The organism is Streptomyces sp. Y20 (assembly GCF_043195475.1).
GTDB lineage: Bacteria > Actinomycetota > Actinomycetes > Streptomycetales > Streptomycetaceae > Streptomyces.
Genome location: NZ_JBIDDP010000022.1, coordinates 88,752 through 101,187, shown reverse-complemented (window position 1 = coordinate 101,187; position 12,436 = coordinate 88,752). Strand labels below are relative to the sequence as shown.

12 protein-coding genes are annotated in these 12,436 nt (G+C 70.7%); 11 read left to right on the top strand and 1 reads right to left on the bottom strand.

The features are described from left to right. Nucleotides 1-62: 62 nt before the first annotated feature. Nucleotides 63-566, bottom strand: a complete 504-nt coding sequence (bldD, locus tag ACGFT1_RS35030) for a transcriptional regulator BldD (protein WP_121789767.1) — start codon at nt 564-566, stop codon at nt 63-65. Between the two features lie 254 nt (nt 567-820). Between bldD and pyrR the strand changes: the two genes are divergently transcribed. From pyrR to rpoZ, 11 genes are all read left to right on the top strand, one after another. Next, nucleotides 821-1,390, top strand: coding sequence for a bifunctional pyr operon transcriptional regulator/uracil phosphoribosyltransferase PyrR (gene pyrR, locus ACGFT1_RS35025; protein ID WP_373913021.1), 570 nt, complete (start codon nt 821-823; stop codon nt 1,388-1,390). Between the two features lie 91 nt (nt 1,391-1,481). Continuing rightward, the gene (locus ACGFT1_RS35020) at nt 1,482-2,516 is read left to right on the top strand and encodes an aspartate carbamoyltransferase catalytic subunit (RefSeq protein WP_373913020.1); all 1,035 of its coding nucleotides are present in this window, start codon (nt 1,482-1,484) and stop codon (nt 2,514-2,516) included. Nucleotides 2,517-2,520: 4 nt separating this feature from the next. Further along, nucleotides 2,521-3,807, top strand: coding sequence for a dihydroorotase (locus ACGFT1_RS35015; protein WP_373913019.1), 1,287 nt, complete (start codon nt 2,521-2,523; stop codon nt 3,805-3,807). After that, entirely contained in the window at nt 3,804-4,364 is a 561-nt protein-coding gene (locus ACGFT1_RS35010) for a hypothetical protein (protein ID WP_373913018.1), read from the top strand. The genes ACGFT1_RS35015 and ACGFT1_RS35010 overlap by 4 nt, the downstream gene beginning before the upstream one ends. Next, nucleotides 4,361-5,518 (top strand): glutamine-hydrolyzing carbamoyl-phosphate synthase small subunit, encoded by a 1,158-nt coding sequence (gene carA / locus ACGFT1_RS35005; RefSeq protein WP_361987672.1) that lies wholly within the window; start codon nt 4,361-4,363, stop codon nt 5,516-5,518. The genes ACGFT1_RS35010 and carA overlap by 4 nt, the downstream gene beginning before the upstream one ends. Then, a complete protein-coding gene (gene carB / locus ACGFT1_RS35000) occupies nt 5,511-8,819 on the top strand; it encodes a carbamoyl-phosphate synthase large subunit (RefSeq protein WP_373913017.1) in 3,309 nt (1,102 codons plus the stop codon). The genes carA and carB overlap by 8 nt, the downstream gene beginning before the upstream one ends. Nucleotides 8,820-8,873: 54 nt before the next feature. Further along, nucleotides 8,874-9,980 carry a quinone-dependent dihydroorotate dehydrogenase gene (locus tag ACGFT1_RS34995; protein ID WP_373913016.1) on the top strand — a complete coding sequence of 369 codons (1,107 nt, stop codon included), beginning with the start codon at nt 8,874-8,876 and terminating at the stop codon, nt 9,978-9,980. After that, nucleotides 9,977-10,822, top strand: coding sequence for an orotidine-5'-phosphate decarboxylase (gene pyrF, locus ACGFT1_RS34990; protein WP_373913015.1), 846 nt, complete (start codon nt 9,977-9,979; stop codon nt 10,820-10,822). Before ACGFT1_RS34995 ends, pyrF begins: the two co-directional genes overlap by 4 nt. A 301-nt stretch (nt 10,823-11,123) precedes the next feature. Next, the gene (locus ACGFT1_RS34985) at nt 11,124-11,447 is read left to right on the top strand and encodes an integration host factor (protein ID WP_003977346.1); all 324 of its coding nucleotides are present in this window, start codon (nt 11,124-11,126) and stop codon (nt 11,445-11,447) included. Between the two features lie 59 nt (nt 11,448-11,506). Then, nucleotides 11,507-12,100, top strand: coding sequence for a guanylate kinase (gene gmk / locus ACGFT1_RS34980; protein ID WP_373913014.1), 594 nt, complete (start codon nt 11,507-11,509; stop codon nt 12,098-12,100). Nucleotides 12,101-12,153: 53 nt separating this feature from the next. Further along, nucleotides 12,154-12,426 carry a DNA-directed RNA polymerase subunit omega gene (gene rpoZ / locus ACGFT1_RS34975; protein WP_005319902.1) on the top strand — a complete coding sequence of 91 codons (273 nt, stop codon included), beginning with the start codon at nt 12,154-12,156 and terminating at the stop codon, nt 12,424-12,426. Nucleotides 12,427-12,436 lie beyond the last annotated feature (10 nt).

The window sequence follows — 12,436 nt, the reverse complement described above, 5'->3', positions numbered from 1 at the left end:
GCCGGAACCGTGGGGTTCCGGCCGCCCCGGCGGCACGTTTCTGCTGAGGCGCGAGCGGAGGCTCAGGCCTCGTCGTGGGCGGCCACCGCGCGACGCGCATCCGCGTCCAGGACGCCCCAGCTGATCAGCTGCTCGGTGAGGACCGAGGGGGACTGGTCGTAGATGACGGCGAGTGTGCGCAGGTCGTCCTGGCGGATCGAGAGCACCTTGCCGTTGTAGTCACCGCGCTGGGACTGGATCGTCGCCGCGTAGCGCTGAAGGGGGCCCGCCTTCTCGGCCGGCACGGTGGCCAGCCGCTCCAGGTCAAGGACCAGCTTCGGCGGCGGCTCGGCGGCGCCGCCCGGCGTGGTGCCCGGCAGCAGCTCCTGCACGGGAACGCCATAGAAATCGGCCAATTCGGCAAGGCGCTGCACGGTCACGGCGCGGTCGCCGCGCTCGTACGAACCGACCACCACGGCCTTCCACCGCCCCTGGGACTTCTCCTCGACACCGTGGAGGGAAAGGCCCTGCTGGGTGCGGATGGCCCGGAGCTTGGCCCCGAGCTGTTTGGCGTATTCGCTGGACATATAGCTCCCCGGACACTGTGTCGACGCGGTCGGCTGTCTTCCCGCCGCACCGCTGGTAACTCACTGTGAGGTTACGCAGCGTGACTCTTGTGCGTCAAGCCGAATGGTCCACACCGACTCTTCCGTGGTGGCGGCGGCTCACTGGGCCGAGGGGGTGACGGCAGCGCCGCTCCGGGCACCTGCTACCGTAGGTGGCGCAAATCCGACGTCCTTTAAGGTCCGTCCCGTGAGGCGGAGAAGGAGGTCCGTTTCTTATGGACTCACACGCGAACCCGTCCGCCGACGCGCGGCCCGTCCTCGAGGGCCCCGACATCGCGCGGGTGCTCACCCGCATCGCCCACGAGATCGTCGAGCGCGCCAAGGGCGCCGACGACGTGGTGCTCCTCGGCATTCCGACCCGCGGCGTCTTCCTCGCCCAGCGGCTCGCCGCCAAGCTGGAGCAGATCACCGACCGGACGGTCCCGGTCGGCTCGCTCGACATCACCATGTACCGCGACGACCTGCGCCTGCACCCGCCGCGCGCGCTGGCCCGCACCGAGATCCCCGGTGACGGCATCGACGGCAGGCTCGTCGTCCTCGTCGACGACGTGCTGTTCTCCGGCCGCACCATCCGCGCCGCCCTGGACGCCCTGAACGACATCGGGCGCCCGCGCGCGGTCCAGCTCGCGGTCCTGGTCGACCGCGGCCACCGCGAACTGCCCATCCGTGCCGACTACGTCGGCAAGAACCTCCCCACGTCGCTGCGGGAGACGGTCAAGGTCCAGCTCACCGAGGAGGACGGTCGCGACACCGTGCTGCTCGGTGCCAAGCCGGCCGGCCAGTAGCAAGTCGGGCGCCCGGCCGCTCCGGCGCGCCGGCACACGCACCGGCCTGCCCTGCTTCTCCCCATTTGAACTGCCTTACGGAGCCTGACAGATGCAGCGTCATCTCATCTCGGCCGCCGACCTCACCCGCGACGACGCCGTCCTGATCCTCGACACCGCCGAGGAGATGGCCAGGGTCGCCGACCGGCCGATCAAGAAGCTGCCGACCCTGCGCGGCCGGACGATCGTCAACCTCTTCTTCGAGGACTCCACGCGCACGCGGATCTCCTTCGAAGCCGCCGAGAAGCGGCTGTCCGCGGACGTCATCAACTTCACCGCCAAGGGATCGTCGGTGTCCAAGGGCGAGTCCCTGAAGGACACCGCCCAGACCCTGGAGGCCATGGGCGTCGACGCCGTGGTCATCCGGCACGGCGCCTCCGGAGCCCCGTACCGCCTGGCCAACTCCGGCTGGATCGACGCCGCCGTCATCAACGCCGGCGACGGCACCCACCAGCACCCCACCCAGGCCCTGCTGGACGCCTTCACCCTGCGCCGCCGGCTGACCGGCCGCGACGCCGGGCTCGGCCAGGACCTGTCCGGCAAGCGCGTCACCGTCGTCGGCGACGTCCTGCACAGCCGGGTCGCCCGCTCCAACGTGGACCTGCTGCACACCCTCGGCGCCGAGGTCACCCTCGTCGCCCCGCCCACCCTGCTGCCGATCGGCGTCGAGTCCTGGCCGTGCGCCGTGTCGTACGACCTCGACAGCACGCTGCCCAAGTGCGACGCGGTGATGATGCTCCGCGTCCAGCGCGAGCGGATGAACGCGGCCTTCTTCCCGACCGAGCGCGAGTACGCCCGTCGCTACGGCCTCGACGGCGACCGCATGGCCAGGCTGCCCGGACACGCCATCGTGATGCACCCCGGTCCGATGGTCCGCGGCATGGAGATCACCGCCGAGGTCGCCGACTCCGACCGCTGCACCGCCGTCGAGCAGGTCACCAACGGCGTCTCCATCCGCATGGCCGTCCTCTACCTGCTGCTGGGCGGCAACGAACCAGCCGTCACCCACGCCCGCCCGTCCGCCGCCGCGCACCAGCCCGCCGACGAGCGCCCCGCGCACACCCCTTTCACGGCCGAGGAGAAGTAAGACCATGAGCAAGATCCTGATCCGTGGCGCCAGGGTGCTCGGCGGTGAGCCGCAGGACGTGCTCATCGACGGCGAGACCGTGGCCGAGGTCGGCACCGGGCTGTCCGCCGAGGGTGCCGAGGTGGTCGAGGCCGGCGGCAAGGTGCTGCTGCCCGGCCTGGTGGACCTGCACACCCACCTGCGCGAGCCGGGCCGCGAGGACTCCGAGACCGTGCTCACCGGCACCCGTGCGGCGGCGAGCGGCGGCTACACGGTCGTGTTCGCCATGGCCAACACCTTCCCGGTCGCCGACACCGCCGGCGTGGTCGAGCAGGTCTGGCGGCTCGGCAGGGAGCACGGCTACTGCGACGTGCAGCCCATCGGTGCCGTCACCGTCGGCCTGGAGGGCAGGAAACTCGCCGAGCTGGGCGCCATGCACGAGTCCGCGGCCGGCGTCACCGTCTTCTCCGACGACGGCAAGTGCGTGGACGACGCGGTGATCATGCGCCGCGCGCTGGAGTACGTGAAGGCGTTCGGCGGGGTCGTCGCCCAGCACGCGCAGGAGCCGCGCCTGACCGAGGGCGCCCAGATGAACGAGGGCGTCGTCTCCGCCGAGCTGGGCCTGGGCGGCTGGCCGGCCGTCGCCGAGGAGTCGGTCATCGCGCGGGACGTGCTGCTCGCCGAACACGTCGGCTCCCGCGTCCACATCTGCCACCTGTCGACCGCCGGTTCGGTCGAGATCGTCCGCTGGGCCAAGTCCCGCGGCATCCAGGTCACCGCCGAGGTCACCCCGCACCACCTGCTCCTCACCGACGAGCTGGTACGGACGTACAACCCGGTCTACAAGGTCAACCCGCCGCTGCGCACCGAGCGGGACGTCATGGCCCTGCGCGAGGCGCTCGCCGACGGCACGATCGACATCGTCGCCACCGACCACGCCCCGCACCCGCACGAGGACAAGGACTGCGAGTGGGCCGCCGCCGCCATGGGCATGGTCGGCCTGGAGACGGCGCTGTCAGTGGTGCAGGAGACCATGGTCGACACGGGCCTGCTGGACTGGGCCGGCGTCGCCGACCGCATGTCCTTCCGGCCCGCGCAGATCGGCCGGGCCACCGGGCACGGCCGGCCCGTCTCGGCTGGTGAGCCCGCCAACCTCACCCTCGTCGACACGGCATACCGTGGTCAGGTGGACCCCGCGGGCTTCGCCTCGCGCAGCCGCAACACCCCCTACCAGGGGCGCGAGCTGCCGGGCCGGGTCACCCACACGTGGCTGCGGGGCAAGGGCACGCTCATCGACGGGAAGCTCACGTGACACCTGTGATCTGGCTGGCCGAGGCCAGGAAGTCGGCCGACGTCACCGACTGGCCGGCCCGCATCGGCTGGCTGGTCGGGCTCGTCCTGTTCATCGCGCTCGTCTACTGGCTGATGCGCGAGGGCTGGAAGTGGCGCGGCACCCTCCAGGGCGACATCCCGGAGCTGCCCACCGCGCCGGACGAGCCCGGCGAGGCGAGACTGACGATGAGCGGCCGCTACCACGGCTCCACCACCGCCGGGCAGTGGCTGGACCGCATCGTGGCCCACGGCCTCGGCACCCGCAGCCGGGTCGAGCTCACCCTGACCGACGCGGGCCTGGAGGTCGAGCGCCCCGGCGCGGCCGACTTCTTCGTCCCCACCGCCGCACTGCGGGAAGCGCGCCTGGACAAGGGCATCGCCGGCAAGGTCCTCACCGAGGGCGGACTGCTGGTGGTGACCTGGGCGCACGGCGGCAAACTGATCGACTCCGGGTTCCGCTCGGACCGCGCGGCCGAGCACACCCGATGGGTCGACGCCCTGAACCAGATGACCGACAAGACGGAAGGCGCACGATGACCACCTCCACCAGGGGAAGCTCCTCCCAGAGGAACAAGGCGCTTCCCGCCGTACTCGTCCTGGAGGACGGCCGCCTCTTCCGCGGCCGCGCCTACGGGGCCGTGGGGGAGACCTTCGGCGAGGCCGTGTTCTCCACCGGCATGACCGGCTACCAGGAGACCCTGACCGACCCGTCGTACGACCGCCAGATCGTCGTCGCGACCGCCCCGCAGATCGGCAACACCGGCTGGAACGACGAGGACGACGAGTCGGGCCGCATCTGGGTCTCCGGCTACGTCGTGCGCGACCCCGCGCGCGTGCCGTCCAACTGGCGCTCCACGCGCTCCCTGGACGACGAACTGGAGCGCCAGGGCGTCGTCGGCATCTCCGGCATCGACACCCGGGCCCTCACCCGCCATCTGCGCGAGCGCGGCTCGATGCGCGCCGGCATCTTCTCGGGCGAGGCCGTCGCCCCCGAGGCCGAGCTGCTGGAGCGGGTGCAGGCCCAGCCGCAGATGAAGGGCGCGAGCCTGTACGAGGAGGTCGCGACGAAGGAGGCGTACGTCGTCCCTGCGGTCGGCGAGAAGCGGTTCACCGTCGCCGCCATCGACCTCGGCATCAAGGGCATGACCCCGCACCGCATGGCCGAGCGCGGCATCGAGGTGCACGTCCTGCCCGCCACCGCGACGGCCGACGACGTCTACGCCGTCGGCCCCGACGGCGTCTTCTTCTCCAACGGCCCCGGTGACCCGGCCACGGCCGACGGACCGGTCGCGCTGATGTCGGCCGTCCTGGAGCGCCGGACCCCGCTGTTCGGCATCTGCTTCGGCAACCAGATCCTCGGCCGCGCGCTCGGCTTCGGCACCTACAAGCTGAAGTACGGCCACCGGGGCATCAACCAGCCGGTCCAGGACCGTACGACCGGCAAGGTGGAGGTCACCGCGCACAACCACGGCTTCGCCGTGGACGCGCCGCTCGACAAGGTCAGCGAGACGAAGTTCGGCCGTGCCGAGGTCTCGCACGTCTGCCTCAACGACAACGTCGTGGAGGGGCTCCAGCTGCTCGACCAGCCCGCCTTCTCCGTCCAGTACCACCCGGAAGCGGCAGCCGGACCGCACGACGCCGCCTACCTGTTCGACCGCTTCGTTTCCCTGATGGAGGGCCAGCGTGCCTAAGCGCACCGATATCCAGTCCGTCCTGGTCATCGGCTCCGGCCCGATCGTCATCGGCCAGGCCGCCGAGTTCGACTACTCCGGCACCCAGGCGTGCCGGGTCCTCAAGGCCGAGGGCCTGCGCGTCGTCCTCGTCAACTCCAACCCGGCGACGATCATGACCGACCCGGAGATCGCCGACGCCACCTACGTCGAGCCGATCACCCCCGAGTTCGTCGAGAAGATCATCGCCAAGGAGCGCCCCGACGCCCTGCTGCCCACCCTGGGCGGCCAGACGGCCCTGAACACCGCCATCTCGCTGCACGAGAACGGCGCGCTGGAGAAGTACGGCGTCGAGCTGATCGGCGCCAAGCCCGAGGCCATCCACAAGGGCGAGGACCGCGACCTCTTCAAGGGCGTCGTGGAGGAGGTCCGCCGCAAGATCGGGCACGGTGAGTCCGCCCGCTCGGTCATCTGCCACACCATGGACGACGTCCTCAAGGGCGTCGAGACGCTCGGCGGCTACCCGGTCGTCGTCCGCCCGTCCTTCACCATGGGCGGCGCGGGCTCCGGCTTCGCGCACGACGAGGAGGAGCTGCGCCGCATCGCCGGCCAGGGCCTCACCCTCTCCCCGACCACCGAGGTCCTCCTGGAGGAATCCATCCTCGGCTGGAAGGAGTACGAGCTGGAGCTGATGCGCGACAAGCACGACAACGTCGTGGTCGTCTGCTCCATCGAGAACTTCGACCCGATGGGCGTGCACACCGGCGACTCCATCACCGTCGCGCCCGCGATGACGCTGACCGACCGCGAGTACCAGGTGCTGCGCGACGTCGGCATCGCGATCATCCGCGAGGTCGGCGTCGACACCGGCGGCTGCAACATCCAGTTCGCGGTGAACCCCGAGGACGGCCGCGTGATCGTCATCGAGATGAACCCGCGCGTGTCGCGCTCCTCCGCCCTCGCCTCCAAGGCGACCGGCTTCCCGATCGCCAAGATCGCGGCCAAGCTGGCCGTCGGCTACACGCTGGACGAGATCCCGAACGACATCACGCGCGAGACCCCGGCCTCCTTCGAGCCCACCCTCGACTACGTGGTCGTCAAGGCCCCGCGGTTCGCCTTCGAGAAGTTCCCGCACGCCGATTCCACGCTGACCACCACCATGAAGTCGGTGGGCGAGGCCATGGCCATCGGCCGCAACTTCCCCGAGGCGTTCCAGAAGGCGCTGCGCTCACTGGAGAAGAAGGGCAGCCAGTTCGCCTTCACCGGCGAGCCCGGCGACAAGGAGACCCTGCTGCGCGAGGCCGTACGGCCCACCGACGGCCGGATCAACACCGTCATGCAGGCCATCCGCGCGGGCGCCACCCCCGAGGAGGTCTTCTCCTACACGAAGATCGACCCGTGGTTCGTGGACCAGCTCTTCCTGATCAAGGAGATCGCGGACGAGCTGGCCGCCGCCCCCGAGCTGACCGCCGGCCTGCTCGCCGACGCCAAGCGGCACGGCTTCTCCGACCAGCAGATCGGCGAGATCCGCGGCCTGCGCGAGGACGTCGTCCGCGAGGTCAGGCACGCCCTCGGCATCCGGCCGGTCTACAAGACGGTCGACACCTGCGCCGCCGAGTTCGCCGCGAAGACGCCGTACTTCTACTCCTCCTACGACGAGGAGAGCGAGGTCGCGCGCCGCGAGAAGCCCGCGGTGATCATCCTGGGCTCGGGCCCCAACCGCATCGGCCAGGGCATCGAGTTCGACTACTCCTGCGTCCACGCCTCCTTCGCGCTGTCCGACGCCGGGTACGAGACCGTGATGGTCAACTGCAACCCGGAGACCGTCTCCACGGACTACGACACCTCCGACCGCCTGTACTTCGAGCCGCTGACGCTCGAGGACGTGCTGGAGATCGTCCACGCCGAGCAGCAGGCCGGCCCGCTCGCGGGCGTCATCGTCCAGCTCGGCGGCCAGACCCCGCTGGGCCTGTCGCAGGCCCTGAAGGACAACGGCGTGCCGGTCGTCGGCACACCCCCCGAGGCCATCCACGCGGCCGAGGACCGCGGCGCCTTCGGCCGCGTCCTCGCGGAGGCGGGCCTGCCGGCGCCCAAGCACGGCACGGCCACCACCTTCGAGCAGGCCAAGGCCATCGCCGACGAGATCGGCTACCCGGTCCTGGTCCGGCCGTCCTACGTCCTCGGCGGGCGCGGCATGGAGATCGTCTACGACGAGACCCGCCTCGCCTCGTACATCGCCGAGTCGACCGAGATCAGCCCCTCCCGGCCGGTCCTCGTCGACCGCTTCCTCGACGACGCGATCGAGATCGACGTAGACGCCCTCTACGACGGCGAGGAGCTGTACCTCGGCGGTGTCATGGAGCACATCGAGGAGGCCGGCATCCACTCCGGCGACTCGGCGTGCGCCCTGCCCCCGATCACCCTCGGCGGCTTCGACATCAAGCGCCTGCGCGCCTCCACCGAGGCCATCGCCAAGGGCGTCGGCGTGCGCGGCCTGATCAACATCCAGTTCGCCATGGCGGGCGACATCCTCTACGTCCTGGAGGCCAACCCGCGCGCCTCCCGCACGGTCCCCTTCACCTCGAAGGCGACCGCGGTACCGCTCGCCAAGGCCGCCGCCCGCATCTCCCTGGGCGCGACCGTCGCCGAGCTGCGCGCCGAGGGTCTGCTGCCGAGGAACGGCGACGGCGGCGAGCTGCCCCTCGACGCGCCGATCTCCGTCAAGGAGGCCGTCCTGCCCTGGTCCCGCTTCCGGGACATCCAGGGCCGCGGTGTCGACACCATCCTCGGCCCGGAGATGCGCTCCACCGGCGAGGTCATGGGCATCGACTCCGTCTTCGGCACGGCGTACGCCAAGTCGCAGGCGGGTGCCTACGGCCCGCTGCCCACCAAGGGCCGCGCGTTCATCTCGGTCGCCAACCGCGACAAGCGCTCGATGATCTTCCCGGCGCGCGAGCTCGTCGCCCACGGCTTCGAGCTGCTCGCCACCTCCGGCACCGCCGAGGTCCTCAAGCGCAACGGGATCAACGCCACGGTCGTCCGCAAGCAGTCCGAGGGCACCGGTCCGAACGGCGAGAAGACCATCGTCCAGCTGATCCACGACGGCGAGGTCGACCTCATCGTCAACACCCCGTACGGCACCGGTGGCCGCCTCGACGGCTACGACATCCGTACGGCCGCGGTGGCCCGCTCCGTGCCCTGCCTGACGACCGTCCAGGCGCTCGCGGCGGCCGTCCAGGGCATCGACGCCCTCAACCACGGCGACGTGGGCGTCCGCTCGCTCCAGGAGCACGCCGAACACCTGATCGCGGCCCGCGACTAGCAGCCCCGAGGGGGACACCGGAAACGGTGTCCCCCTCTTCGTGAGGACACCCACATGTACAAGATCTTCTTCCGCCTGGTCTTCCGGCGGATGGACCCCGAGCGTGCCCACCACCTGGCCTTCCAGTGGATCCGGCTGGCCGCCCGCGTCCCCGTGCTGCGTACCTTCGCGGCCGCCGCCCTCGCGCCCCGCCACAAGGAACTGCGCACCGAGGCCTTCGGGCTGCGGATGCACGGCCCCTTCGGCCTCGCCGCCGGCTTCGACAAGAACGCCGTCGCCGTCGACGGGATGTCGATGCTGGGCTTCGACCACGTCGAGATCGGCACGGTCACCGGCGAGCCGCAGCCCGGCAACCCCAGGAAGCGGCTGTTCCGGCTGGTCGAGGACCGTGCGCTGATCAACCGCATGGGCTTCAACAACGACGGCTCGCTGGCCGTAGCGGCCCGCCTGGCGACCCGTGAGCCGGTCTTCCGGACCGTCGTCGGCGTCAACATCGGCAAGACCAAGGTCGTCCCGGAGGCGGAGGCCGTCGCCGACTACGTGAAGTCCGCCGAGCGCCTCGCGCCGTACGCCGACTACCTGGTCGTCAACGTCTCCTCGCCCAACACGCCCGGACTGCGCGACCTCCAGGCCGTGGACCACCTGCGCCCGCTGCTGACCGCCGTGCGCGAGGCCGCCGACCGCACGGTGGCGAACCGGCGTGTCCCGCTGCTGGTGAAGATCGCCCCGGACCTCGCCGACGAGGACGTCGACGCCGTCGCCGACCTGGCCGTCGAACTCGGTCTGGACGGCATCATCGCCACCAACACCACCATCGCGCGCGAGGGCCTCGGCCTGCGCTCCGACCCCGCGCTGGTCAAGGAGACCGGCGGCCTGTCCGGAGCCCCGCTCAAGGCACGCTCCCTGGAGGTGCTGCGCCGCCTGTACGCGCGTGTGGGCGACCGGATCACCCTGGTGGGCGTCGGGGGCGTCCAGAGCGCCGAGGACGCCTGGCAGCGCATCCTGGCCGGTGCCACGCTGGTCCAGGGCTACAGCGCCTTCGTCTACGAGGGCCCGTTCTGGTGCCGCGCCGTCCACAAGGGCCTCGCCGCCCGCCTGCGCACCAGCCCCTACGCCACCCTCGCCGACGCGGTCGGCGCCGACGTGAGGAAGCCCGCATGACCCCGTTGGAGCCCTTCGGCGCCCGGCTCCGCCGCGCCATGGACGAGCGCGGCCCGCTGTGCGTCGGCATCGACCCGCACGCCTCCCTGCTCGCCGAGTGGGGTTTGGACGACGACATCGCGGGTCTGGAACGGTTCAGCCGCACGGTGGTGGAGGCCGTGGCCGGCCGGGTGGCCGTCCTGAAGCCGCAGAGCGCCTTCTTCGAACGGTTCGGCTCGCGGGGCCTCGCGGTCCTGGAGACGTCCGTCCGGGAGGCGCGGGCGGCGGGCGCCCTGGTCGTGATGGACGCCAAGCGCGGCGACATCGGCTCGACCATGGCCGCCTACGCCGAGGCGTTCCTGCGCGAGGACGCCCCGCTGTTCTGCGACGCCCTCACCGTCTCGCCGTACCTGGGCTACGGCTCGCTCAGCCCGGCCGTCGCGCTGGCCCGGGAGAGCGGCGCCGGCCTCTTCGTGCTGGCGCTCACCTCGAACCCGGAGGGCGGAGAGGTGCAGCACGCGGTGCGCGCCGACGGCCGGACCATCGGGGCGACCATGCTGGCCCACCTGGCGGCGGAGAACGCCGGGGAGGAACCGCTGGGCTCGTTCGGCGCGGTCGTCGGCGCCACGCTCGGTGACCTGTCCTCGTACGACCTCGACATCAACGGCCCGCTCCTCGCGCCCGGCATCGGCGCCCAGGGCGCGACCCCCGCCGACCTTCCCCGGGTCTTCGGGGCGGCCGTGCGCAACGTGGTGCCCAACGTCAGCCGGGGTGTTCTGCGTCACGGTCCCGACGTCAGCGCGCTGCGCGGGGCGGCCGAGCGTGTCGCGGAGGAGATCCGGGCGGTCGTCGACGGCGCCTGAACCGCCGGCCGCGTGCTCGGCTGAGCGCTGTCGCGTCGGCCTGAAGGTGAATACATCCGCAAAACCAGGGCAATATGTCTGCAATGTCCGACCTGACGGAGGCTGACCAGGACTTTTCCGCTGTTCTCGCTGACTCCGGCGCACTTGCCCGCTAGTCTCCGAGCAGTGGGGGCACCTCCCAGGCCCTCAAGGCAGTGGGGGAGAACGGGTGACGCGTGTTGCTCGTGGCTCCCCAGGTGTGGGGCGACTAGGTTCCTCACCGGTCCGTATCCGACAGTTCGACATCCGAGGTGACGTAGGCGTGGCTCTTCCGCCCCTTACCCCTGAACAGCGCGCAGCCGCGCTCGAAAAGGCCGCCGCGGCTCGCCGGGAGCGGGCCGAGGTCAAGAATCGACTCAAGCACTCCGGCGCCTCCCTGCACGAGGTCATCAAGCAGGGCCAGGAGAACGACGTCATCGGCAAGATGAAGGTCTCCGCGCTGCTGGAGTCCCTGCCGGGCGTGGGCAAGGTCCGCGCCAAGCAGATCATGGAGCGTCTGGGAATCTCCGAGAGCCGCCGTGTGCGCGGTCTCGGTTCCAACCAGATCGCCTCCCTGGAGCGTGAGTTCGGCAGCACCGGCTCCTGAGTCCGCCTCCCGACGGACAGGGAGTCCCGGGCACTCCGGGATTGCTGGATAATCGCTGCATGGCAGCAACACTCCGGGGGACGTCCCCCGAACCCCCGGACGCACGTCCGCGGCTGACCGTGCTCTCCGGCCCCTCGGGGGTCGGCAAGAGCACGGTCGTCGCTCATATGCGCAAGGAACACCCCGATGTCTGGCTCTCGGTGTCGGCGACCACCCGCAAGCCGCGCCCCGGCGAGCAGCACGGAGTCCACTACTTCTTCGTCACCGACGACGAGATGGACAAGCTGATCGCCAACGGCGAGCTGCTGGAGTGGGCCGAGTTCGCCGGCAACCGCTACGGCACGCCCCGCGCGGCCGTGCTGGAGCGGCTGGAGAACGGCGAGCCCGTCCTGCTGGAGATCGACCTCCAGGGCGCCCGCCAGGTCAGGGAGTCGCTCTCCGACGCCCAGCTGGTGTTCCTCGCTCCGCCCTCCTGGGAGGAACTGGTGCGCAGGCTCACCGGTCGGGGGACCGAGCCGCCCGAGGTCATCGAACGCCGCCTGGAGGCGGCCAGGACCGAGCTGGCGGCCGAGCCGGAGTTCGACGTGACCCTGGTCAACACCTCCGTCGAGGACGTGGCGCGCGAGCTGCTAGCCTTGATGGACATTGTGTGATCGTGACTGTGATCACGGTGACTGATTCTTTTCCATCCATCGGAAGGTAGAGCGTGTCCTCTTCCATCACCGCGCCCGAGGGCATCATCAACCCGCCGATCGACGAGCTTCTCGAGGCCACCGACTCGAAGTACAGCCTCGTGATCTACGCGGCCAAGCGTGCCCGCCAGATCAACGCGTACTACTCGCAGCTCGGCGAGGGCCTCCTCGAGTACGTCGGTCCGCTCGTCGACACCCACGTGCACGAGAAGCCGCTCTCGATCGCCCTGCGCGAGATCAACGCCGGTCTGCTGACCTCCGAGGCCATCGAGGGCCCGGCGCAGTAGTTTTTCCATA

Excerpts from the sequence above, each read along its gene's own strand:
- ACGFT1_RS34995 (WP_373913016.1), top strand. The coding sequence starts at position 8,874 with ATGTACAAGATCTTCTTCCGCCTGGTCTTCCGGCGGATGGACCCCGAG.
- pyrR (WP_373913021.1), top strand. The coding sequence starts at position 821 with ATGGACTCACACGCGAACCCGTCCGCCGACGCGCGGCCCGTCCTCGAG.
- ACGFT1_RS35015 (WP_373913019.1), top strand. The coding sequence starts at position 2,521 with ATGAGCAAGATCCTGATCCGTGGCGCCAGGGTGCTCGGCGGTGAGCCG.
- ACGFT1_RS35020 (WP_373913020.1), top strand. The coding sequence starts at position 1,482 with ATGCAGCGTCATCTCATCTCGGCCGCCGACCTCACCCGCGACGACGCC.
- pyrF (WP_373913015.1), top strand. The coding sequence starts at position 9,977 with ATGACCCCGTTGGAGCCCTTCGGCGCCCGGCTCCGCCGCGCCATGGAC.
- carA (WP_361987672.1), top strand. The coding sequence starts at position 4,361 with ATGACCACCTCCACCAGGGGAAGCTCCTCCCAGAGGAACAAGGCGCTT.
- gmk (WP_373913014.1), top strand. The coding sequence starts at position 11,507 with ATGGCAGCAACACTCCGGGGGACGTCCCCCGAACCCCCGGACGCACGT.
- bldD (WP_121789767.1), bottom strand. The coding sequence starts at position 566 with ATGTCCAGCGAATACGCCAAACAGCTCGGGGCCAAGCTCCGGGCCATC.